Below are 23,218 nucleotides of genomic sequence, written 5' to 3'. Positions count from 1 at the left end.
CTCACCCCGCCTCACCGCGGCTGTCAGCACCGTACCCATCTGGGCCGAACCCGCAGGCCCCGCAGACGGAAGGGCGCTCCGCGTCAGGCCCACCTCACGGCGAGCAGACAGTACGTCCTCGGGCGCGCTGGGGTGCCCGCCGTTCCGTGACCGAATCGGTCGTCATTCGTGCTTTCCGCGAGCGGCGCCCCTGTACAGGGTGGTGCAAGGGGTTTCATGCGACGCGTACTGCTTGGTCTTCTGGTACTTCTTCCGTTGCTCGCCGGCTGCTTCGCGCCGAGTCCGCCGCGCATCGAGGCGAACGAGGATCCCGAGGAAGCCTTTCGTGTGCCGTTGCCCGTGCCGACGGACGCCTCGGGCGGTTGGGCGCTGGTGAACCGTCGCCTGGGGATCATCGGCCAGGACAGGGTGGCGGTGAGGATCGACGGGGACGGGAAGGTTCTCTGGCGTACGACGCTGCCGGCTGAGTTCGCACTCACCGGACGGGCGGGGCGGGCGTATGCCGTCGCCACCCCGTCCGCCAGTGTCATGACGCTCGTCGGCGCAGCTTCATCCGGCCGGTTGCCGCCCTTGGCGACACTCGATTCCGTCACCGGCAGCCTCACGATGCTTGCCGCGCCTTCGGCTCGTCCCCCCGGGAAGCTGCGGTTCGTCACAGTCGTGTCGACAACAGCGAACCCATGGCAGGCGGTGGCCGCCACGTGCCTGCCCGGGGCCTCCTGCACGGTGACCGCCTGGGACACCTCCACCGGCCTGGTCCTGTGGAAGCACCGCACCCACGGCCCGGCCGTCTTCGCCGCCCCCTGCAACCAGGAGGGGGAGCGGGACGGTGTGGCCGGCCGCTGGGCGTGCGATCCGCTGGCCTTCGTCGCCGACGGCCGCCTCGTGCTCCTGCGGCGCGGTGAGGACCGGCTCCGCTCAAGGCCCGTCGAGCTGCCCCGAGGTGACATCGGGCAGGTGATCCCCACCCTCTACCGAGTCCTCGTGACGACGGCCCCGCACGGACCCGGCTGCCGGGCACAGGCAGCGGCGTACGACCTCACGACCGAGTCGCCCACCCCGGTCTGGCAGCGCACCTTCACCTGGAACCAGCCCCAGGCGGCCGTCCACGAAGGCTGCCGCAGGGATCCGTCGATCCCGCTCCTCATGGCCTACCGACTGACCCTGCCGGACGTGGCGGGCGCCTTGGTCGGGGACGACTTCCACGGAGAGTTCCCGCTGCGCCTGAAGCCCGGCGAGTACCCCGTCGCCGACCGCAACGGCATCGTCGCCTATCGCGCGGACGGCAGCTACCGCGATCCGAACCCCGCCCCGTCCCGTACCCCTCAACGCCGTCCCAAGGAACTCGACCCCACCGCAAAGCAATTGGGGCAGGGCGTCTGGTACCTCCCCGGGAGGGGCCGGAAGGGCGAGATCGTCGCCGTCGACGTCTACGGCAAGATCACCTGGAGGCGCAGCACCAGCGGGCTGCCGTTCTTTCTCACGAGCAACTGCCTTGTATATGCCGACGGTTCGAGTCTCGTAGGGATCGGTGCGTCGACCTGACGAGCTACTTCAAGAGGGCGCAGCTGCACTGAAGCCCGCGGCCACGGAGCGTAGCGCAGTACAACGGAGCGCCATGGAGCGCCATGGAGCGCCATGGAGCGCCATGGAGCGCCATGGAGCGCCATGGAGCGCCACGGAGTCCACGCAGGTTTCCGAAGCTCGACCGCCGGTTACCGGAAAGTCATATGCGGCGCGGTACGGCTCCGTCCTGCCAGCGGTAGAGGTCGCGCAGCAGGGAGATCTCGGCGCCGTGATGGATCAGCTCCCTGTTGACGTGCAGGACCCTGTTCTCCATGGGAAACCGCTCGGGACCCACCGTGGGTGGATTGTCCAGGTCGGCGTCCGAGAGCTCGCGGACCCCCGCGTTCCATCTCCCATACATCTCATCGAGCTGTTCCAGCGCCCCGTCAGCGGTCCCCGCGTAGGCGAATGTCTGGGAGTCGACGTCCTTGCCGCCGAAGTACCATCCGACCCGATAGCCCAGGCACGAGACGATGATGTGCGCCAGCCGCCAGGCAATCGTGGTCACCGGTGCCGGCACCGGGGCAGGGGACGCGGAGTCCATCGTCCATTCCCCCGAGCCTTCCAACATCGGTGCGGCCGACGTGCCACGTGGGCGGAGGCTCCAGCAGCCGCACACCGGCTCCCAGAAGTACTCCTCGTCAGTAAGGCCGTCCAGCCGTGGCCGCAGGTTCTTGCGCCAGTACCAATCCAACTGCTCCGCGAGCCGCTCGCTTCTTGTCATTTCCGCACATTACAAACAGTGGAGACTTGGCTGCGACCTCGCGGACGCCGTCGCCGGCCGGGTACGCGGCATGCCCGTAGGGACGGGCCGCCTACTCGCCACGGTGGCAGATGACGAATCCGGGGAAGGGATACCGTCCGGGCCGGTCGCCGACCTTGCCGATCTCGTCGATCGCTGCGCGGATGTCGCGCAGTTGGCTGGTGGTCATCTGCAGCGGTGGCTCGTCCGGCTGGTAGGTGGTCAGGACCGGATAGTCCACGCAGGGCTCGCTGGTCATCTCGATGTGACAGCCGAGGATGTGGGTGACCGGCCGGGTACCGGCGAACGCGATCAAGCGGTCGACAGTTCTGCCGAAGGCAGCCCAGTCCGCTACGTACAGCCGCCCGGGATACACCGTGTCGCCGGTGAGCAGAATTCCGGTGTGCGGGTCGTAGTACGTGACGGCCGCCTCATGATGGCCGGGCGTGGCGAGGCACTCCAGCACTCGGCCGCCGAGGTCGACCCGGGCCACCCGGTCGGGGGCGTCGTCGAATCCGAAGTACTCCCAGGCACTGTCCAGGTCCGCCCGGACCACCGTGGTGCGGGGGCGGTCGGCGAACTGGGCGTCGCCCGCGATGTGGTCGCCGTGGGCGTGGGTGTGCAGGACGAGCAGCGAGTAGTCGTCCCGGGGGTGCTCGGCCAGCCAACGCCCGATCAGTTCATCGACGACCCGGCGGAGCGGAAAGAACTCGGCGGACTCGGTGGCCCCGGTGTCGATGAGTACGGCTCGGGCGTTCCCGAAGATCAGGAACAGGAACGGCGCCTCATAATTGATCGCCATGTTCTGGCGCAGGATGAACGTGTGCTCGTCGTATGCGTGGACCTGGATATCGGGATCGTTGTTGTGCTTCGCCGACGGCGATCCGTGGATCCAGTCGACGTCCAGCACACGAGGCTCGGGGACATCGGACCCGAAATCGACGAGCTGCGTACTTCGGTCCATGACATCTCCTGAGAGCGTCGTCTTGGCAGGCCGGGTACGGCGCACATCTCGTCCGGGGCAGGCGCTGACGCGCAACCGAGCGGAACCTACTACGCGCAGAACCGGCTGATCAACCGCTCAGCGATCAGACCACCCTTACTCGGACGGCCGCGGAACTCGGTCGAATGCACTGCAAGTCCCTTTCATAGACGTCTCCCAGAACGTCTATGACCTGGATTCTGATGTCCAACACGGAGAGATTCTCCAGAGCCTTGGGGCCGAGGGCCAGCAGTTCCATGCCTTCCCTGCCGACGTTGGTCATCGGCACGGCCGCACCCGAACCGAGGTGCAACATAAAGTAGTCGTCGTCCCAGCTGAGTCCCAGCGACGCCAGTGACCCGACGGCTGTGCCCCAGGACATCCAGCCCGAGGGGATGACGGCACTGCCCGAAGATGCCGAGGATGCCTGGATCCGGTAGGCGACGGAGCGAACCACAGCTCTGCCCCCGCCCGCGTTGACCAGCGAGACGGTCCTCAGCGATTCGGCCAGCTCGCTACTGCGCCCCTTGACTCCGGACCAACCCAGCACGGGCTGCATGGTCTGGGAAAGCTGAGTCCGGGTCACAACGATGCCGGCCAGGAGAGCCACTACGGCTGCGCATGTCGAGGCGTCCAACACTGTGAGCCGCCACGGCCAGTCGTCACGGACGCCTGCATTCAGATTGGCTTTGACGATCTCCCAGGCCAGATTGGCCAGCGCGAACACGAGTAACGCTCTGGGCCATCGCAGGGTCCTGCCGCTGGTCGAGATCCGCCGCTGGTCCCACTGTGACTCTTCCACGTGCCCTCCCGTATCCGCGTCTCCCCACCATGCGGCGAGCCGCTTCGGGGGGCAACAGTGTCTGGTCGGGCGGGTTGGGGAGCCTCGGCGGAGGAGGCTGCCGTCGTGGTTCGTGGAGCGGATGCCGACCGCGACCGGCTTACCCCACCACCCGAGCAGTGACCGGCAGCCCACGTGAAAGGCCCCGTTCCTGCCGTGGCAGGAACGGGGCCTTTCACATGGAGCGCTGGGCAGGCCTTGCACCTGCATCTCCCCGCAGGAAGCGGGGCGTCTTTCCTTGGACGACCAACGCACGGGCAACCTCACCGCCGAAACGGGACGCACCTTCAAGATCAACTATAGCCCACTTCCTCGGTCATGGAGCCTGCCGGGAGGCGAGGACACCACGACCGCAGGCGGCGAAGCCGGCCGTCGTCGCGTGTACGAGAGCAGCAAGAGGCCCTCCCCGAAGCGCACGGGAAGGGCCAGGACGTTCCGGCCTTCTACAGACCCCGGTCCCGGTTCCACCGGCTCACGTGAACCGCGTAGAAGACGTTACCGATGCCCATGGTGAGCATCAGCAGCCAGAAGTGGGCCCACAGGCTTTGGCGCCGCCGCCGGACAACGAAGCCGCCGGCGACTGCCGAAGCCGAAGCGGAGGACGAAGTCACCACGTTGTTGTTGATGATGATCGGTGGCATTGCTGCCTGCGGAGGCTGCGGATCCGAAGCAGTCGTCATGGCGATTCCTCTGTGTGAAGTTCAGGGTGCGGACGCACGGTAGAGCCGCAGCACCCGTTGCCGATCCGGAACGGCCGTCATTCACCCGGTCGAGGGTTCGTCGCTACGGCTTGCTTGACGCTTTCGGTTGCGGTGGATCGCGGGAGCGGCCGGTCCGTGGCAAGGGGCCGAGGACGGCGCGAAATGTCGCTCAAAGTCCGGTGTACTGAGACCGCGTCGGCTCCATAGAGTTGTCACTCGGGCCGGATCGAGGGAGGGCAACGGATGGACGCGGAGATCACCCTTTTGGCGGGCACCGCCGGGACGACGATCGCGACGCTGCTGGCGAGCGATACCTGGAACGGCGTTCGGAACGGCGTGATCACGCTGTGGCGACGTGTCCGGCCGGACCACGAGGAACAAGTCGCCGCCCAGCTCGACACGTCGCGCCGGGACCTCCTGGGCGCGCAGACCGATGGTGACGAGGAGACCGAGCGGGAGATCGCGGCGGAGTGGCAGGGCCGTATTCGCCGTCTCCTCGTCGCCCACCCCGAGCTGGTGGCGGAACTGCGCTCCCTGCTGACCGAACTCGACCCCGGCACACTCTCCATCCCGACCGTCACCCAACGTGCGACCGCATCCGGCAGTTCACGCGTCTACCAGGCCGGCCGCGATCTGAATGTCGACCAGCGGTGACCGGCCGCAACGACGGCCGGGCCACTGACCAGGGGCGCGTCTACCAGGCTTCCGGTGACCAGCACATCACCGAGCACCACCATCACGGCGCCGCCTGGGCCGGCCCGGACTCGGTGCGTCATCCGCCCATCGGCCGGGCTCCGGCGATCCTGAGGGATCGTGGCGAACTCATCGGACGCCTGAAGGAGGCGGTAACCGAGGACGCCGGAAGCAGCGTATTCGTCCTGCATGGCCTGGGAGGGTGCGGAAAGACGGCCGTGGCGTGCGCACTCTTCGAACACGCCACCCGGGAACGCGGACGCCTGGGCCTGTGGGTCAACGCCTCCGATCAGGCATCCCTGCGGGCCGGGATGCTTGCTGTGGCCGCCGACCGCGGCGCCGGCGACGGTGAGCTGATGGCCGCGCGCAACGGCTTACGCGCGGCAGCGGACTTGGTCTGGGACCATCTCGACCGGTCCGACGTGCCATGGCTGCTGGTGCTGGACAACGCCGATGACCCAGCGGTGCTACGGGACGGCGGATGGCTGCGCACCAGCCCTCGCGGAACCGTCCTTGTGACCACACGGCAGGCCGCCGGCCACTGGTGGCCCGCTGCCGAGCTGCTGTACGTGGATGTCCTGCCGCGTGAGGAGGCGGCTCAGGTCCTGCGCGACCTCGCCCCCGGAACGGGTTCCGCCGAGGACGCGGCCGCCATTGCCGACAGCCTCGGCCGCCTGCCGCTCGCCCTGACTCTGGCCGGCGGGTTTCTGGCCCACCAGGTGATCGCACCCTGGACGATGGAGGAATACGGGCGTCGCCTGCAGGAGCGTCCGGATCCCATCGAACTGATCGACCAGGGAGCCATTGAGGCGGGCAACGACTCGCGGCACCTGGTCAGCGGAACGTGGCAGCTCTCGCTGAACGCCCTGGCCGGGCAGAACCTGCCCGAGGCCGTCACCCTGCTGCGCCTTCTGGCCTGCTGGTCGAACGACCCGCTGCCCCTGTCGCTGCTGGCCAACGCCCGGCCAGACCTGCCCCTGCCCGCCGACCGGGTGGAACTGGCGCTTCGGGGGCTGCTCGACCACTCGCTCACCGAACTCGTTCCCGGCGATATCCGCTGCCTGCGTACGCACGGAGTGCTGCTCGACAGCGTCGCGCGCGTCACTCCGGCCGGTGAACGCGACCAACTCGCTGCCGCCGCGGCGGAACTTCTTCTGCACTCTCTGCCCGCGTCCCCGGAACGCGGCTTGCGCGACAGCCTGCTCGCCGTCCTCACCCCGCATGTCCTGGCGCTGCTTCGTCGTGTCATCACCTGGCCCGAGACCGCGAACGGCACCGCCGAGTCCGCTGCCACCTGCGCCCTGCGTCTGGCGACGGCCCAGCATCGTTCCGGCGATTACGCATCTGCGCTGGCCACGGCCGAACAGGCGACGGTTCTCACGCGACGACGACTGGGAAACGATCATGTCTTGGTGCTGCGTCTGAGGCAGCGGATCGGGAAGGCGACCGATCGTCTGGGGCGCCTCGATGAGGCAGCGAATTCCCACCGCGAGCTGCTCGACGAACTCGAACGGGTCTGCGGCCCCGAGTCGCTGGACACCCTGACCACCTGCCTCCATCTGTCCCGCCCCTTGGTCTGGCTCGATCGACTGACGGAAGCGGTGCAGTTGATGCACCGGGCGGTTGCCGGGCGAGCGGCACTGCTGGGCCCATGGCACCCGCTGACGCTGGAGGCGAGGGCGTGTCTGCTCGAACTGCCTCCAGGGCCGGACCTGGACCGTGAGGCACTGGCAGGACCGGATGTGGTCGCCGACTGTCGCCGTGAGCTGGGCACCGACCACCCAATCACGCTGTCGGCCGACCTCAACTGCGCGGGAGCGCTGCTCAACACCGGAAAGCACACCGAAGCACTGCTGTCGGCCCGCCGTGCGCTGGCGGCACACGAACGCCGGTTCGGAGCCGACTACCCCATCACAATGGCGACACGAAGCCTGCTCAGCAACGTCCTGCACACGGTCGGCGAGCACCGGGAAGCCATCGAACAGGGGGAAGTCGTCAGGGAATGGCGCGAGCGGGTACTCGGCCCGGAGCACCCGTGGACGAAGGGGATCCAGGACAAGCTCAGGCGGTACCGGCGTTCCCTGGCGGAGGCGACGCCACCGGACCCGAACTGACACGCGGCGGTTCGGGGCCCGTTCAGGACTCGGCGTCTGCTACCGGTACAGACTCCGTGATCCACACGGGCCCATCCCCACACATCACCTTGATTCCGTCCGCCGGCCGCAACGACGTCCGTAGAACCCGCAGACGACGGTCGGCCACCGTGGCAATCGGGCCGGATCTTCCCGAACTGCCGAACCTGATGGCGCGCACCTGGTTGTGGATCTCTGCCCTGGCATTGCTCCAGTCGATCTGCGAGAACTCGGGTTCCATCCACCCCGCGTAAGTGGCCGCCCCTTCGTCCTGCGGCGTACCAGGCGAACCAGCCACGGCCAGCGACAGCGCGCGGGGCAGAAGCTGCTCGATGTATCGGTCGACCTCTTCCCACAGCAACTGGGGGGCGACATCGTCGCTCAACGCGATCCCTGCCTCCTGAACCAGGATCCCGCCGGAGTCGAATGTGCTCTCCATCCAGTGGATACTGACGCCGATTTCCTTGTCGCCGTTCCGGATCGCCCAATTCACCGGAATGGGACCTCGATATTTCGGCAGCATCGACGTATGCACGTTGATGGCGCCCAAATTCGTCGACCGAAGCACCGCCGACGGCAACTTCCAGGGGAATCCGTAGCAGACGATGAGATCGGCCTGGTACCCCGCGACGATGTGGGGCAGCATGCTCTTCCGGCCCGGAATCAGTAGGTCCATCCCGTTCGGCAGCGCATCGACGATCTCGCCCACGACGTCTCCCGCACCGCGTCGCGTCGGTTCGCCCGGTCGCAGTGATCGCGCATGGAGGTAAGCGACGGGCGTGTGCCCGGCCCGCTCGCACACGCTGTGCAGGAGGGCGAATCCCTGTGCAGAGTACGAAATCAAGACGATGCGCATGTGTGGCCCTTATGGTGCGACTGGCATTCGACCGAAACTTCACACCCATTCCGGACTCTCCGTCGAGTTCCGGGCAGGGGCATTCAGTCCTGTTCCTCGGTCACGGTCGGCGGAGGCAGTTGGGCGACCCGGCGGCTGAAGAAGTCGCCCAACGACTCACCGACCTGGTGCATTTCCTGAATCGTTTTCCGCCACCGGGAGATGACGTACGGATCGTCGAAGCGGATACCGCCGGCGAGCTTCCCGTCGTCGTCGTATAGCACCTCGTACATCACCGAGGAGCCGAGGACCACGATCTCCGGAAGCGGATGCTGCGCTTCGTACCGGAGAATGCCGTCTCCGCCGAGGACTCTCGTATCTTCCCCGCACTGGGCCTTCAGGTTCAGCAGGTGAAGCTCCCACTGGAGGTACGGAGAGATGGGCTCCTCGACACAGCGGACACGGTGGAGGGCGAATCCGCTTCCGGCGATTCGCCGGAGGTACTCCTCGTAGTGACTCCGCTGTCCCTCGATCAGTGCCAGGGACTCGTCCCAGTGCCCCTTGCGGAAGGCCTCCCAGCTCTCCACCCCGGGCTCCTGGAAGCTCTGCTGACGTTCGAGCTTCCAGAACCCCTCGGAGCCGGAACGCCAGAAATGGCGGCCGAAGTCCTCGGAGTAGTCGTCAAGCCCGAGGCGCTGACCCGGGCCGTCGGCCTGTGGGCTAAGCATCAGGAAGGTCTGCCTTCGCCGCAGCGGCTGTCCTGCGGGGGATGACGACGATCCGTTCATCCGGAGCGACAACAAGCCCCAGGGGAAGGCTCGACAGGTAGGAATCGGTGAGGTCGCGGCCAACGACGGCGATGTCCCCGTTCTCCAGTTCCCAGATGTCCGGGCACCCCTGCTCGCCGCCCGTGGTCCCGAGCTCGGTGGGGGATTTACCCAGGCGGCGCACCAGCGGCGAAGAAGGATCGGCTTCCCAGCCCCGAATCATCACGGTTCTCCATTCAGTCCCCCCGAAGGTAACCGAGATCACACCTTGCATAATGTCAGGCAGCGACTTCCGGCCACCCGAAGTGATGGCACGACGCGTCCGCTTTACGGCCTCCGCCAACCATCCGAAGCGCGTTTGACCGCGTAGCCGCACAGGCGGGTGCCGTAGAGGTCCAGGGCGTCGTCGGGGTCGGTGGCGTAGTGGTCGGCGATCTCCGCCCACCCGTCCCAGCCGTAGAGGCGGGCGTGGCGGCGGTCGTCGTCGGTGCGCTGCGGTTCGCGTAACTCCGTTGCCGTGGCGCGCTGCCGAAGCCACGCCTGCCATGCGGGGTTGCCGGTGGGTCCGGCGATGCAGGGGTGGGCATCAGCCGACAGCACTTCGTGCGGAGCGACAGTCACCCGGTCACGGAGCTGCGCGGTGATGTACGCGGCCGGCCGCGCAGGGCGCCAGCCGACCCACCAGGAGGTCAGCTCGGCAGCGATGTCGTGGGCGTCGAGCCCCTGGTCGATCAACGGCCGAAGTGCGTAGGCGAGTCGGCGCAAGCCCTCACCCTGGGCCCATGGGAGGTGTGGCCGGACTTGAGCGGCGATCCGGATGTCGGCGGCGACCTGTAGCGGGCTCCTCGGCGTCGAGTTGCCGGGGCGGGAGGTGGTCCGCGACCTCGCGCGCCTGCGCGGGGTGTCCTTACACTTCTCCGCTGCCTCAGGCTTAGGTACGCGGGGGTGGGCACCAAGAGATTGGGGCTCACGCACCCGACGGTCAGGGCCCTCCGCCGCTGACGTGTGCACAGGCGGCACGGGCACCCCGACCACTCGCGCCCTGAACCCCTGACCGCCGATCCGGTTGCCGTGTGCCCGGTCGTAGACGTACGGGATGGTGGCCGCGTAAACCGTTGCCGTACCCGCGTACGGACGCCCGGGAAGTCGCAGATTGCGTCGCGACCCGTGCCGCGCCCAGACCAGCGCTCCCAGCTCCCGCAGATATGAGACGTGACGCTTGACCGTCGCCCTCGACAGAGCGCAGCGGGCGGCCGTTCCGTCGAGGTCGTACAGGACGGTTCCCCTGATGTAGTCCATCCGCGCGGCCAGGTCACGCGCGATGCGTAACGTCGCATCCCCGGTCCTTGGATGGAGTCCGGCCTCCTCGACCAGCCACACCACAGCTCGCAACCACGCCCGGGGCTGCGCATGCCGGGCCGTAGTTGCGGACACCTCCTGCAACGGGCGGGGGACTGGTTGCCAGTTCGGGTCGGGGCATGACTGGGAGACGCGGCACGGGGCCGCGCCGAGAACACGACGCATCACGGTCCAGGGAATGGAGGAAGGGCAGGCCGCGGCAGAAGTGCCGGGCGCATGAGGGGAGGTAGGGCACAAGGTCGGTGCACGGGTGGCTTCAGACACAAGAATGATCCCATGAGAGGGTCAAACATGTGGCGAATCAGGAAGACGCGACAGGTGCGACGCTTCTGTCGTCCGCCGACCTCTCGGTATCTTTGCCCCCACGACGCGGAGGCGAAGGAGAGACATGGACAGCCCACCCGAGCGACTGCTTGACACCGGGGGTGTCGCGGAGGTCGCGGGGATCACGGCAGCCACCGTCCGCCTGTATCTCAAGCGCACCCGCAAGCGCGCGACCGACGAACTTCGCATCAGGCCGGCGGACTTCCCTCTCCCCGACGCTCAGTTCGGCCGCTCGCCCGCATGGCGAGAGAGCACCATCAGGGCTTGGCTTGCAGTCCGCCCCGGGCGTGGTCGCGCCACTCCGGGCGTGTAGGTGGTCCGCGGCGGACTACTGTTCTACCGGCTCCGGACGTTCTTCCCTCTGTGCGCAACTGCACTGCGGAACACAGGGAGGGGTGGCGGCGTCGGTCGCCGATGAAGGTTGCGGGCCGTGGCCGGCTTCCGTCCGTCCAGGGGCGTTTGCGTGGAGAGGGAGCGTCACTTCAGCCGGTCGTGATCGCCTAGTGGGCCGGGCAGTTGCATCAGCGCCCTGCTCCTCGGAGAGGCACGGGTTGGCAAGTTCATGCAGCAGCACCGCAGTGATTGCCTCGACGGCATCGGCGTTCAAGATTCCGAGGTAGACGTACGGTCTGCCGGTGGAGGGCATCGCCGGTCGGATGCTGCGGTAGCTGCGCTCCGGGATGCCCAGCCTTGCGAGGGCGCCCCTCAATCCCTCACTTGCCGCCAGGGCGGCCGCGTAGCTGTCTCGCCGCTGTGAAGGGCCGACATCGTTCACTGGATCCCTCGGGGCGCGTGAGGGTGCCTGCGGATCTCTACGGAAGCGTCGGTAGCGCGCGAGTAGTCGCCCACGCTTCGGGCTGCCTGCCGTTGCTCGGCGAAGTCGAAGCAGACGCTGCAGTTGGTGGACGGTGCCGGCGGTGCAGGTGGGACGGGAGGTTCGAAGGGCTGGGCGATTGCCGACGTCGGGGTCTTCATGGTGGCAAGAATGGGCCCCCCTATGGGACGTATCTCCGCGCAGTACAGGGACAGTTAGGCGCGCTATCGCTACGGTCCAAGAAAGCCCAAATGTCGCAGGGGGAAGTCTTGAACGTCGCACTACGATCGGCTATGTCGGATGCGCGCTTGTCGCCTCGCAGGCTTGCTGCTCGCATCGGGGTGGCACCGAAAACTGTAGAACGATGGCTGGCGGACGCCGAGTTGGTGCCCCACGCAAGGAACCGTAATGACGCCTGTCAGGCACTGAAGGTGGATGAACAGATGATCTGGCCAAAGGCTGTGCAGGACCGGGTGAAGTCGGGTCACGACCGGGAGCTCGTTCAGTCCTATCCCTATCGGTCCGCGTGCCCGTCGACCGTGTGGGGTGATTTGATCGAAGGAGCTACGGAACAGATTTACCTGGCCGGATACACGAACTACTTCCTGTGGCTTGAGCAGCCGGCCTTCGTCGAGACCCTTCGCAGGAAGATCGACACGGGGTGCCGGGTCCGGTTCCTCCTGGGGGATCCGGACTGTGAGGTAACCCGCCAGCGCGAGATGGTTGAGGACGTCGCCCTGAGCGTCTCAACACGCGTCCGGATCACCCTGGAACACTTGGAGCGTCTGGGGGCTGCCAGTCGCGTGGAGGCCCGATTTAGTAGCCATGAGGACGCTGTCAACCACGTGTCTCTGTCGGTATTCCGATTCGATCAGCAGGCGCTGGTCACTCCGCACCTTGCACGGCTTGTTGGCCACGATTCGCCGTTGCTCCACCTCCGACGTCAGGGTGACGGCGGGATGTTTGACCGGTTTGCTGAACACGCTGAGGAGCTATGGGGTCGCGGCGTTCCCGTGTCCGCCTGAAGCCAACTGACGTGCGGTGCACCTAATCTGGTGGCTCACTGCCCGCCGCCGCCTCGCGGGTGACGGGCTGTCCGACGGCTCTTGCAGAAGCGGAAGTAGGGACTTCGCGGACACAGCCTGGCGAATCGCGCGGGGTCACGGCCACTCGACCGACTCAGCGCGCATCACTCTGGGCAGAGGGGCTCTCCCCTCGGGCATTATGCCTCCATGACGCGGGGAAGCACGCCGGAGGAAGCCGGAGCTAGCAACCGACTGATCGGCGGCCGGTACGAACTTTACGAGCAGCTCGGTGCGGGAGGTATGGGCGCGGTCTGGGCGGGACGTGATGTCCTCTACGGGCGGGCGGTGGCCGTGAAGGAAGCCCTGGCCGCGCACCGCGGCCAGGGGGAACGGGTTCGGCGGGAAGCCACTGCCGCAATGCGGATCAACCATCCGTCGGTGGTCACTGTGTACGACGTGGTGGAGCAAGACGGGCAGCTGTGGATCGTCATGGAACGGGTCCACGGCGAGTCGCTGGCCTCCCGCCTAAGGCGCGAAGGGGCCGTCCCGGAGCAGGAGGCCGCGCGGATCGCGATCAGGGTTGCTGAAGCCTTGGCGGCCGCGCACGCCCAGCATGTGCTCCATCGCGATGTGAAGCCGGACAACATCTTGCTCGACCCCGGCGGACGGGTGGTGCTCACCGACTTTGGGATCGCCTACATCGTGGGCGAGGAATCGCTGACACGCTCGGGCGGGTTCATCGGATCGGCCCCCTATACGGCCCCGGAGCGGATGGCCGGCCGGAAGGCCGAGGAGTCTTCGGATCTATGGTCGCTTGGTGTCGTTCTATTCGAGATGGTCGAGGGCTGGTCACCCTTCGCACGCGATTCAGTGATGGCGACAGTCGGCGCTGTCGTGGAGGGAACGCCACCCCTGGAGCACGCTGTCGGCCTGCGCGGGCTGATCACAAGCCTTCTTGCGCAGCTCCCGGAGGAGCGGCCCGGTCTTCAGCAGGTAATCGCAGAACTGAGCGCGGCCGTCACGGCTGCAGAGGCCCACTCCAGCACTGTGGCGGATCGTTCGACGGGCGGGCCATCCGGCTCCCGTGATGAGGACAAGCCGTCAACTACGGGCAGGAAGAAGCGGAATGGGCGCACCGAGGAAGAGGCCGTGGCAGGGTCCCGGAAGCCTGCAGGGTTCCGAATTCGTCGTGGAGCGCTCGTCGCCGGTTCGGCGGTAGTCGTGGCGGCTGTCGCCCTGCCGTTCGGATTCTCTGCCCTACGGGAGTCGTGGTACGACAGCCGTCCCCCAAACCAGACTCAGCCGTCGAAGAGTTCGCACAGTCCGTCGGCGACTCCTTCGACCAGGTTCGTGCCTGTCCGCCAGGCCGACTTCGAACTGCGGGTCCCCGCGGACTACGAGCGGAGGCCGAAGAATTCCAACGCGCAGTACGTGTACACGAACGGCAGATTCAAGATCATCGTCACGGGTGGGCGGGACGGGGCAGCCCAGAGTAGCGACGATCCTATGACCTACCAACGGGATAAGGAATTTGAGTTGGAGCCGTTCCGTGACTCGATGTGGGCCACCTCCTCCGGCCTGCGGACCACCCGCGTCGCCGGGCATTCTGCTGCCGAGGGCGCCTTCACATGGACGACGGCCGACGGCGAGGACGTCTACGTCCACAACACGGCCGTGCTCGTCGCGGGCCACTTCCACGTGATCCTCGTCATGGGCCCGGAGTCCCAGCGTGAAGCAGTGAAAAAGCTCCAGGCCCAGGTGATCGGCACCTACGTACCTGGATGAATGCTTCAACGGTTCAAGCGGAATCGGCCCTCGCCCGGCCGCTTGTTGTCGGCTCGGCGTGGCTTTCAAGGCGTGCGTTCAGGGCACTCTTCGTCGGGATTGAGTCATGATCCACACAAAGTGTTGATCGGAAACCAGAAATCGGCAGCATGTTCGCATGTCGCCCTCGAAGTCCATCCACTTTGGCCCGCCTCCGAACGCGCGCGAGGGAGATTGGTTCCGTACGCACGATGCTCTCTATGCCGCTGACGTGCACAGGTTTAGGGGCCGAGGCATCTCCGGAACGTCGCACGAGGGAGTCGACTCCATCGTGGCCAGCGGTGGTTACGCCGGCGATGAGGATCTGGGTGATGTGATCGTCTACACGGCCCAGGGCGGGGATCCTGATGAGCGCGGATGCATTACGGCAGACCAGGAGTTGGCTGGAGTCAATGAAGGGATGTTGATCAATTATCGGGAGGGATTGCCCATCCGATACGTGCGCGGCTTGGGAATCAAAAGAGGCAAGGCGACAAAAGGATACAAGTATCGCGGACTCTACCTCGTCGAAGACTACTGGAGTGTACTGACGGACCGCGGGCACATTATGTGGCAATTTCGCCTGGTGAAGTCCTCAGTAGGTGAGCGTTGGGATTCGGGGGAATTAGGCGAAGCGAATGAAGTGCCCGCACTTACACCGCTAGAGAAGGTGGCTGCGAAGTATGTGAGTACCCAGCGGCGGGTGCGAAACACTGCTGAGGCGCGTGCCATAAAGGATCTCTACAGCAACATCTGCCAGATGTGCAACATTCCGTTGGTGGTCGACGCAAACGGCGCGCGGTACAGCGAGGGGGCGCACATACACGCACTCGGCAGACCGCATGGTGGTCGTGACGTACGCAGGAACATTCTGTGCCTCTGCCCGAACTGCCACGTGCTCTTTGATAGCGGGGCGCGACTCATCACTGATGATCTCAAGATCGTGGATGCCCTCACCCTGAAGGTGATTGGTGACCTGAAGGTGCTACCTGGGCATGAAGTAGACCCTGCGTGCTTGCATCAACACCGCAGTCGGTGGGCGGACCGGTCGCAGGGTCTCTAGGTCAAGGGTTACCCCGCGGCGATTGCTGAGTATGTCCAGACGTCTGCTGTCATCTCGTGGTGCAGCTTCCAGGTAATTGCCATGGGGTTGCTCCCCTTGTGCGTGACGTAATCGGCTGGGCCAAGCAGCATCCAGGGCTGAGGTCCTCCAATGTCTGTCTTCTTGTAACGCCGGACGAAGAGGAGTACGTGAGTGTTCTTCTCTCGGTGTGTCTGGTAGCGGAGGCCTGTTGGGGACGCCTCTGATGTTTGGTTCTGGGACTCCCAATGGAAATCGGACTCGTTCAGGGCGTAGTCCTTGTACCGGGTTTCGGGAGAGAAGTCCTTCTCATCCTTTTCTAGGGTGATGAGAAGGGCATCCGTCTGGATGTTCTCGCACCACTTCACGCCCTCGCGGAAGTGCCCGGGCATGAAGCCGTCCACGGTGGACTGGCCCAGTGCAGGGAGGATTTCTTCACGGCTGTACGAGGCGTGAACTGCCAAGGGTAGATCTGCGTGCGCGCCGAGCAGAGGGAGGGGTAGATGGTCGGCCAAGTCGAGAACGTGGCCCAAGACCTGGCGGACCTCGTCCCGGAACGCGTGCTGCGTGCGCAGGGTGTCGAAGCCCTCTTGGTAGCTCGTGAAATCGCCGCCCAAGGGCCAGAGAGAGAAGAAGAGCATGCGGGCGTACGCCTGCTCTTGGGCGGGCAGTTGGTCGTACGCGGGGGCGTCGTCGACGAGGAGCTTGGTGTAGGCCGCGACGCGTGCTGGGTCATCGACATGGAGGAACGCCGATACGCGCTTCAGGAGCGTGGCCTCACCGTCGGGAGCGGTCGGATCGAGGAGCTTGGCGCGGCGAAGGAGGCCCGTCCAGGAGTTTCCGTTGCCTCGATAGAGTTCCTTGAGCTCTCGACCGCTCTCCTTGAGGTAGTCCGCGAGTCGGGGCTCCGCGTACGCCGCGACCTCGCGAGCGAGCTGAGTGACGTTGACGCTGATCTGGTCGCGGATGTTATCGAGGATCAGAGCCTTGGCCTTCGTCTCAAGGATGATCTGGCAGCCAGACGGCAACTGAGGGAAGTCGTCTTCGATGTTGGCGAGGAGACGGTTTCGCGTCAGGTTAGTCAGGGCGCGAAACTGCTCCTCGAACCGGAACTCCTTGCGGTGCTGACCGATGAAGTCGAGAACGGTGAGAACTGCCTTGTTCTCGGTACGGCGCAGCCCACGTCCCAGTTGCTGAAGGAACACCGTGGCGCTTGAGGTCGGCCGCAGGAGAAGGAGGGTGTCGACATCGGGGATGTCGAGTCCTTCGTTGAACAGGTCGACAGAGAAGATGACTTGTAGCGCCCCCGAGCGGAGCTCGTCGAGCGCCGCCTTGCGCTCGTGCTTGGGTGTCTCGCCGGAGAGTGCCACGGCGTTGAGCCCGGCGCGGCGGAAGAAGTCAGCCATGAACTGGGCGTGTGCCACTGAGACGCAGAATCCCAGCGCTCGCATTACTCCAGGGTCGGTGACCTTGTCCTTCACAGCTTTGACTACGAGCCTGGCCCGGGCATCGTTACCTGTGAACAGATTGCTGAGAGCGCTCGTTTCGTATGCTCCCCGCTTCCAGGTCAGGGCGCTCAGGTCAGTGTTGTCGGTGACGCCGAAGTAGTGGAACGGGCTCAGTAGCTCGTTCTCAAGCGCCTCCCAGAGCCGCATCTCGGCTGCGATCCGGCCGTCGAAAAACTCACCCAGGATGTCCAGCCCGTCCATTCGTTCGGGAGTGGCCGTGAGCCCGAGTAGCTCCTGTGGGGCGAAGTGCTCCACGATCCTGCGGTAGGTCGTCGAGGTGCCGTGATGGAACTCGTCAATCACGATGACATCAAAGTGATCTGGAGCAAGGCGTTCCAAGGCGCGTTCGTTGAGTGATTGAACACTCGCGAAGACGTGATTCCAGTCCTCGGGCACTTCGCCGCTATAGAGGAGCTCGCCGAAGTTCGCATCGACCAGCACATTCTGGTACACGCGGAGGGACTGTTCCAGGATCTCCTTGCGGTGGGCAACGAAGAGCAAGCGGAGATCTCGGCCAAACTTCTGTCGCAAGTGCTTGTAGTCCAGGGCTGCCATCACCGTCTTCCCTGTACCCGTGGCGGCGACGAGTAGATTGCGGTTCCGCTCGTGAACGGTGCGCTCGACTTCAAGGCGTTCCAGCATGTCGCGCTGGTGAGGGTAGGGGCGGACTTCCAGCCCGGAGAGCGTGATGACGTTGCGGCCCTGTTGGCCGGCTGGGCCACCAGCGTGGGAGAGCGCCTCATCCAAACGCTGTGCGTCGTTCTCGGGGTCGTACGACTCGAAGGAGCGCTCGCTCCAGTAGGCGTCGAAGGTCGCCTCGAACTTGCGCAGTACCGACGGAGTGGCGATCGATGACAGCCGTACGTTCCATTCGAGGCCATCGAGGAGTGCGGCTTTCGAGAGGTTGGAGCTGCCGACGTACGCGGTGTCGAAGCCACTGTCCCGACGGAAGAGCCACGCCTTGGCATGCAGGCGAGTCGAGCGGAGCTCGTAGTTCACCTTCACTTCGGCGCCGAACTCGCGAACCAGTCGGTCGAGGGCGCGGCGCTCTGTGGCTCCGATATATGTAGTGGTGAGAACCCTGATGGGAACGCCGCGATCGCGGGCGGACGTCAGTGACTGCTCAAGCACCCGTAGGCCATGCCACTTCACGAACGCGCAGAGAAGGTCCACGCGGTCTGCAGTGGCCAGCTCCGCCCGAAGCTCAAAGCCCAGGCTCGGGTCCTCGGGCGAGTTGGTGATGAGCGCGGTCTCAGAGAGAGGAGTGGCAGGTCGGATGGCGTAGACGCCCGGTGCCTCCTGCTCTGCGACGGCGAGAAGCTGTCGAGGCCCGTCCACGACCACATCGGCCCTCTCAGTGGCACCATCAATGGTGCTGAGAGATTCCAGGATGTGGTTCGCGGCCACTACCTGTTGCGCTGGCTTGAGGCCTTGGAGTGTTAGAAGCACGCTATGCGCGATGTGGCGGGACAGAACGTGAGGCATGGACTCGACGCCCACGGCGCCATCGATCGCGTGCCAACCCGCGCTCGCTAGCTGCTTCATTTGCTCTTCGAGCCGTCGGGTGATCAGCGTCTCGTACAGCCCGGCAACGGGCGCCGCTTCCTTTGATGAAGCCTGGCTGGGCATGGCCGATCCCCCTCATCGCGATACCTATGTACGCAGTTGTATCAAGGGGAACTGACAAGCCCTGGCCGAGCCGGGGGCGGATTCGTTGACTACGAACGGAACGGCCTGAGCGTGGCACGGACCTTCTCCGCCGCGCCCCAGTCGTGGTCGTACTGGGCGATGACGGCCAAGTGCTGCCGCAGCTGGATGATCGGCATCCTGGTGGGCCAGTCGTCGTCGAGCCCAGTCAGCTCCGCGTACCGCGCGAAGAACGGCTTCGCCTCGGGCGGGTGCGGCGAACTCCACAGATGGGCCAGATCCACTTCGGGCCACATGTAGGAGACCGCAGGGTCGATCAGAGCGGGCTGTCCGTCCCTGGTCGCGAGGATGTTGTGCGCCCACAGGTCTCCATGGGTCAGGCAGGCCGGCCGGGAAGGCAACAATTCGGGCAGCCGCTCGCACAACAATTCCAGCGCCCGCCGGTCCCGTTCGTCCAGCGCCGCCCGTACCCGGGGTTCCGGCAACCAGCGGAGAAGTCGGCTCCGGGCGAAGAAGGTGTGTCCGTCGGTGCTCCAGGTGTTGTCCTGCCGGGAGCGCCCCAGCCAGTTGTCACGGGACCAGCCGAAGCGGTCGTGCACGGTGGTGGTATGCAGCCGTGCGAGGGTGTGGGCGAGTTGCTCCCAGAAGTCCTCCCGGGCCGGACGAGCCTCCAGGACAGAGAGCACCAGTACGTCCCGGCCCGCGCGCACCACGTCCGGGGTGGCGGCCCCGCCCAGCTCGCGCAACGCCCGAAGCCCTTCGGCCTCCGCTGCGAACAGGCCGTCAGCAGGCGTTTCGTGGAAAGCCTTCACGAATATGGGTGGGCCCTCGCGGCGGGTTGCGATACCCGCGAGGGCGGCCACGCCGCCCTCGGCCGGGATCACCGAGACCGCATCCCTCAGCCCCGCTCGGTGCAGCCGGTCCAGAAGCAGGGAAGGGGTGGACATGGGCGTGGACGCTACATCACGGGCCGGTGTCTTCGTCACCTCAACCGCTGTCGCACCGCCAGGGTGGAAGGAGCTCCACAGCACGGTGTCAGGCGTGCTCGGACGGCCCCGCCCTCAACTCCCGCACGTACCCGACCCCCCGCTTCCCACCCAGTAGCAGTTCCTCTCCCGTCGGGACGAACCCCGTCCGCGTCAGGACCGACCGTGAGGCAGTGTTCGTGAGCGTGGCCCCCGCGCGCAGCGTCGTCAGGCCGTAGGCCGTGGTGCAGAGTGTGAAGAGCTCCCGGATCGTCGTCGTGGCCAGGCCTCGGCCCGTGGCCTTCTCGGCCAGGCGAAAGCCCAGTTCGGCCGCGCCGTCCGCCACGTCCACCACGTTGAACCGGCCCAGGATCTCGCCGCCGTCCTCCGTCACCAGCAGGTGGAAGTGGCAGGCGCCTGTTGCCTGTTCGGCGAGGCGTTCCGCGAGGCGGTCGGCGAAGTGGGTGAAGTAGTCGTCGCCGCGGTCCGGCACCGAGGCCGCGAAGAAGGCGCGGTTCTCCTGCTCGAACGCGAGGAGGGCCGGGGCGTGTTCGGGGCGCAGGCGCTGGAGTTCGGGCATGGCGGCAGGGTATGCGGGCGGACGGGCCGAGGGCTCGGGGTTTTGTGGGGGCGCGGGGACCCGGTCGCCCGGGCTCGACCGGCTGCGGGCGGCCGCTGTTACGGCCCACCGGATGCGGCGTGGGCTGTTTGTCCTCGAACTGGGCCGAGGGCGGCCCGCCCGCTACGATCGCGGCTCGTCGCTGGGGAAGGGGTGGGGCCATGACAGAGGCGCGTAGTGCGGTGGAGTGCACGGTCGTGGAGTTGCGATACGAGTTGGGGCGGCCGGACTGGTCCGACGCCTTCCACGCACGCGGGAGGGTGCGGGGGATCAGAGGGCGGCTGCAGGGGCTGCTGGTGCCGGTGCTCTTCGCAGCGTCGGCCTGGCTGATCTCGGACACCCCCTTGGTAGCGGTATGTGCCTTCATCGGCTGCCTGATCGGTCTCGTCGTCAGGACGGGTGTCCTGGCCGCGCGGCACGCCAAGATGGGCGCCACGATGGGCCCTTGGACCGTGACCGTCGGCGACTCCGACGACGCCGTGTGCTTCACGGGCGCGCACATGGCGACGCGCCGGGGCTGGCGGAGCCTCGGCGGGTATGTGGAGACCGCTGCCGGATTCGTCCTGCTGACGCCCGCGCCCTACCTGCTTGTGGCGCACTATCTGCCGAAGCGTGCCCTGGGCAGGGACGACACCGATCGGCTGCGCGGCATACTCGACCGCCGCCTGCCCCGGCGCGCCGCCCGCCCGCCTCAGCACTAGGCACTGCTTCTCGGCCGGGTTGCCGGTGGAGACGGGTGGCCCGGCGCGCTCTCGCCGCGGTGGGGGCACGACCATCGGCCTGGCCGCGGCTGCAGCCGATCCGCTCCTATGAACGCGGTGTGCTGTCCGAGCGCCACTTGGTGAGACGAGGGTGCCCCGGCAGTTCGCCGCGGCCGGTGGCCCACAGCAGGGTGGGCCAGGGATCCGCGCCGCCCGGAGCCTCGGGAAACAGACGGGCGAGCACCCGCGAGCAGAGAGCGGAGGGCGGGGCCCAGGCAAGCCCGAAGCCTTCCGCCAGATCGTGCATGTGTACCAGCGTCTCTTGCAACGCCAACGCCGCGAAGCCTTCGGGGTCCGACACGCCGGCGGCGTGGTGGGCGCGGACCCGGGGCGGCGTCGTACGCACCATGGCGACCAGCAGCGCGCCGCACGCCTCCAGCACCTGCAGCAGGCCGGCCGGACCCGCATCACGTTCCGCGAAGACGAAGACCGGGGGGCCGTCCGGCCTCTTCCGGTTCAACGCGAAAGGCACATGGGTGTCCAGCGGCGGGCTCTGCGGCCCCAGCTGTACGGCGTAGTAGAGCAGGTCGTTGGCGAGGTGCTCGGCGGTCTCCCAGCAGTCCCACTCCAGCGAACCGGCCTTACCGCCCCACCCCTCCGCGGGTGCGTCCCGAAGGATGCCCACGGCGAGCCGCACGGCAAGGTCGACGTCGTCCGCGGTGACGGGGGACAGAACTGATTCCGTTTCGGCTGATTGAGACATGACAGCACCGTATCGCGAAGGAGCCGGCGCCCCGTCGGGCAGCGGCAGCGGCAGCAGTCGGCCGCACAGGCCCGGATCGGTGAACAGGTCGTCGTACGGAAGACCGATGCCGAGCCCTTCGGCGAGCGGGTGGAAGACGTCGCGTATCGCTGATGCGCCGGCCTCATCGTCGTCCCGGGTTGACGCCCTGAGGCCGTAGTTCGGGGTCGAAGCGGTGAGGCCGCCCATCCGGTCCGGAAGCTCTCGCGGAGTTACGCGCCCCCGTGGCAGTCCCGGTACGACCGCCCCGAGCCGCACCAGCACGCCGCGCTCCTCGCCGGCGGCCACGGGACCGCGCGGCCGCGGGCTGCCAGGGTCGTCGCGTACTGGGGGAGCAGGTCCGGGTCGGACGGGGAGGCGGCCTCGGAGGCGGCGAACGCCTCGTACGACGGGACCGTGCCGGTCACGATGCCGAGGTTCGGGGTCCCCGTCGCATGCAGGTCGCGCAGGGCCGCCTCCAGGCGGGCCAGGTGGTCCGGGTGCGAGGCGTACTCGCTGCCGAGGCCCGGGTACGCGGTGAGGAGCTCGCGCAGTTCGGGTTCCGGCCAGTGGAGCACCGCCACCGGGAACGGGCGGGACAGGGCCGTGCGGTACGTGCCCAGTTCGGCGCGGAGGCGGGTGATCTCGGCCCGGAGCTCGCCCGGGTCCGAGGAGCCCAGCGCCCACAGTCGTTTCGGGTCGTGGAGTTCGTCCAGCGGGACGGCCGCCGTGTGCAGGGCGTCGGCCAGCTCGTCCCAGGCGTCGTGCGTGACGCCCATCAGGCGGCGTACCCGGTGGCGGCCGGTCAGCAGCGACTGGGTGGCGTACGGGACCTCCTCGCCCGGGGCGATGAGGAGGGTGAGGGCCGTGGAGAAGAAGTCGTGGGCCGACTCCAGCTCGTCGTGGGCCTCCAGGGTCTCGGCCGCGATCTCCCAGGGGGCAGCCTCCAGCGGGCCGGCCGCGCGGATCCCGTCGATGATCGCGCGGGCCTCGGCCTCGTGGCCGTACTCCCACAGGTTGGCGGCGTTGAGCGCCTTCACCAGGTGGGGGTGTTCGGTGTCGGGGTCGCTGAGCAGGGCGTCGTAGAGCGTGGTGGCGCGGGCGCGGTCCCCGGCGAGTTCCAGATGGGCCGCCGCTTGGAGGAGCAGCGGTTCGTGGTCCTCGGGGTACTGCGCTGCGGTGCGCAGCAGGCGCTCGGCTTCGGTGGTGTGGTCGGCAGGCGTGTCGGGGCGCATGAACCACACGGTACTGCCGTCGAGGCGTTGTACGGAGGCCTGTTCCGGCCCTGGAGAGTTACGGGCCCTGGCCCTATCGTGCGGGCCGTGCGTGAGC

20 protein-coding genes and 1 riboswitch are annotated in these 23,218 nt (G+C 66.8%); of the genes, 7 read left to right on the top strand and 13 right to left on the bottom strand.

Annotated elements, in window-relative coordinates:
- Positions 1-216 precede the first annotated feature (216 nt).
- Entirely contained in the window at positions 217-1,545 is a 1,329-nt protein-coding gene (locus SH922_RS14285; protein ID WP_393058339.1) for a hypothetical protein, read from the top strand.
- Positions 1,546-1,726: 181 nt separating this feature from the next.
- Here the strand turns inward: SH922_RS14285 and SH922_RS14280 are convergent, their stop codons facing one another.
- The 4 genes from SH922_RS14280 to SH922_RS14265 form a co-directional block, all read right to left on the bottom strand.
- On the bottom strand, positions 1,727-2,290 hold the full coding sequence (locus SH922_RS14280) for a DinB family protein (protein ID WP_393058338.1): 564 nt from the start codon (positions 2,288-2,290) through the stop codon (positions 1,727-1,729).
- A 91-nt stretch (positions 2,291-2,381) separates the two neighbouring features.
- Positions 2,382-3,272: an MBL fold metallo-hydrolase gene (locus tag SH922_RS14275; protein WP_393058337.1), complete on the bottom strand. Its 891-nt coding sequence runs from the start codon at positions 3,270-3,272 to the stop codon at positions 2,382-2,384.
- 11 nt (positions 3,273-3,283) lie between these two features.
- A riboswitch (guanidine-III (ykkC-III) riboswitch) is annotated at positions 3,284-3,350 on the bottom strand.
- Positions 3,351-3,396: 46 nt separating this feature from the next.
- Positions 3,397-4,017, bottom strand: a complete 621-nt coding sequence (locus tag SH922_RS14270) for a hypothetical protein (RefSeq protein WP_393058336.1) — start codon at positions 4,015-4,017, stop codon at positions 3,397-3,399.
- 557 nt (positions 4,018-4,574) lie between these two features.
- Positions 4,575-4,811: a hypothetical protein gene (locus SH922_RS14265; RefSeq protein WP_393058335.1), complete on the bottom strand. Its 237-nt coding sequence runs from the start codon at positions 4,809-4,811 to the stop codon at positions 4,575-4,577.
- 264 nt (positions 4,812-5,075) lie between these two features.
- Between SH922_RS14265 and SH922_RS14260 the strand changes: the two genes are divergently transcribed.
- Together SH922_RS14260 and SH922_RS14255 are read left to right on the top strand one after the other, a co-directional pair.
- Positions 5,076-5,486, top strand: coding sequence for a hypothetical protein (locus tag SH922_RS14260; protein ID WP_393058334.1), 411 nt, complete (start codon positions 5,076-5,078; stop codon positions 5,484-5,486).
- On the top strand, positions 5,483-7,639 hold the full coding sequence (locus SH922_RS14255; RefSeq protein ID WP_393058333.1) for a tetratricopeptide repeat protein: 2,157 nt from the start codon (positions 5,483-5,485) through the stop codon (positions 7,637-7,639). The genes SH922_RS14260 and SH922_RS14255 overlap by 4 nt, the downstream gene beginning before the upstream one ends.
- A 22-nt stretch (positions 7,640-7,661) precedes the next feature.
- Here the strand turns inward: SH922_RS14255 and SH922_RS14250 are convergent, their stop codons facing one another.
- From SH922_RS14250 to SH922_RS14235, 4 genes are all read right to left on the bottom strand, one after another.
- Positions 7,662-8,366, bottom strand: a complete 705-nt coding sequence (locus tag SH922_RS14250; protein WP_393058332.1) for a methionyl-tRNA formyltransferase — start codon at positions 8,364-8,366, stop codon at positions 7,662-7,664.
- A 230-nt stretch (positions 8,367-8,596) separates the two neighbouring features.
- Positions 8,597-9,220, bottom strand: a complete 624-nt coding sequence (locus SH922_RS14245; protein WP_393058331.1) for a DUF6879 family protein — start codon at positions 9,218-9,220, stop codon at positions 8,597-8,599.
- Positions 9,213-9,482: a hypothetical protein gene (locus SH922_RS14240; RefSeq protein WP_393063563.1), complete on the bottom strand. Its 270-nt coding sequence runs from the start codon at positions 9,480-9,482 to the stop codon at positions 9,213-9,215. Before SH922_RS14240 ends, SH922_RS14245 begins: the two co-directional genes overlap by 8 nt.
- Positions 9,483-9,586: 104 nt before the next feature.
- On the bottom strand, positions 9,587-10,024 hold the full coding sequence (locus SH922_RS14235; protein ID WP_393058330.1) for a hypothetical protein: 438 nt from the start codon (positions 10,022-10,024) through the stop codon (positions 9,587-9,589).
- 2,025 nt (positions 10,025-12,049) lie between these two features.
- Between SH922_RS14235 and SH922_RS14230 the strand changes: the two genes are divergently transcribed.
- From SH922_RS14230 to SH922_RS14220, 3 genes are all read left to right on the top strand, one after another.
- The gene (locus SH922_RS14230) at positions 12,050-12,781 is read left to right on the top strand and encodes a DUF5919 domain-containing protein (protein WP_393058329.1); all 732 of its coding nucleotides are present in this window, start codon (positions 12,050-12,052) and stop codon (positions 12,779-12,781) included.
- A gap of 207 nt (positions 12,782-12,988) precedes the next feature.
- Entirely contained in the window at positions 12,989-14,566 is a 1,578-nt protein-coding gene (locus SH922_RS14225) for a serine/threonine-protein kinase (RefSeq protein ID WP_393058328.1), read from the top strand.
- 157 nt (positions 14,567-14,723) lie between these two features.
- On the top strand, positions 14,724-15,647 hold the full coding sequence (locus tag SH922_RS14220) for a YDG/SRA domain-containing protein (RefSeq protein ID WP_393058327.1): 924 nt from the start codon (positions 14,724-14,726) through the stop codon (positions 15,645-15,647).
- A gap of 8 nt (positions 15,648-15,655) precedes the next feature.
- On the opposite strand, the gene SH922_RS14215 is transcribed toward SH922_RS14220, so the two are convergent.
- The 3 genes from SH922_RS14215 to SH922_RS14205 form a co-directional block, all read right to left on the bottom strand.
- Positions 15,656-18,802 (bottom strand): DUF3427 domain-containing protein, encoded by a 3,147-nt coding sequence (locus SH922_RS14215; RefSeq protein ID WP_393058326.1) that lies wholly within the window; start codon positions 18,800-18,802, stop codon positions 15,656-15,658.
- A gap of 89 nt (positions 18,803-18,891) precedes the next feature.
- On the bottom strand, positions 18,892-19,767 hold the full coding sequence (locus SH922_RS14210; RefSeq protein ID WP_393058325.1) for a fructosamine kinase family protein: 876 nt from the start codon (positions 19,765-19,767) through the stop codon (positions 18,892-18,894).
- Positions 19,768-19,855: 88 nt separating this feature from the next.
- Positions 19,856-20,365: a GNAT family N-acetyltransferase gene (locus SH922_RS14205; RefSeq protein WP_393058324.1), complete on the bottom strand. Its 510-nt coding sequence runs from the start codon at positions 20,363-20,365 to the stop codon at positions 19,856-19,858.
- 200 nt (positions 20,366-20,565) lie between these two features.
- On the opposite strand from SH922_RS14205, the gene SH922_RS14200 reads away from it, so the two are divergent.
- On the top strand, positions 20,566-21,105 hold the full coding sequence (locus SH922_RS14200; RefSeq protein ID WP_393058323.1) for a hypothetical protein: 540 nt from the start codon (positions 20,566-20,568) through the stop codon (positions 21,103-21,105).
- A gap of 106 nt (positions 21,106-21,211) precedes the next feature.
- Here SH922_RS14200 and SH922_RS14195 read toward each other — a convergent pair whose 3' ends face one another.
- Both SH922_RS14195 and SH922_RS14190 read right to left on the bottom strand, forming a co-directional pair.
- Positions 21,212-21,868: a hypothetical protein gene (locus SH922_RS14195; RefSeq protein WP_393063562.1), complete on the bottom strand. Its 657-nt coding sequence runs from the start codon at positions 21,866-21,868 to the stop codon at positions 21,212-21,214.
- Between the two features lie 251 nt (positions 21,869-22,119).
- Positions 22,120-23,121: an SEC-C metal-binding domain-containing protein gene (locus tag SH922_RS14190; RefSeq protein ID WP_393058322.1), complete on the bottom strand. Its 1,002-nt coding sequence runs from the start codon at positions 23,119-23,121 to the stop codon at positions 22,120-22,122.
- Between the last annotated feature and the right edge of the window lie 97 nt (positions 23,122-23,218).

Origin of the sequence: Streptomyces sp. LN549, from assembly GCF_043203805.1 — a bacterium.
In the GTDB taxonomy this organism is placed as follows: domain Bacteria; phylum Actinomycetota; class Actinomycetes; order Streptomycetales; family Streptomycetaceae; genus Streptomyces.
Note: the sequence above shows the minus strand (reverse complement) of the source record. Positions and strands in the feature narration are given on the sequence as shown.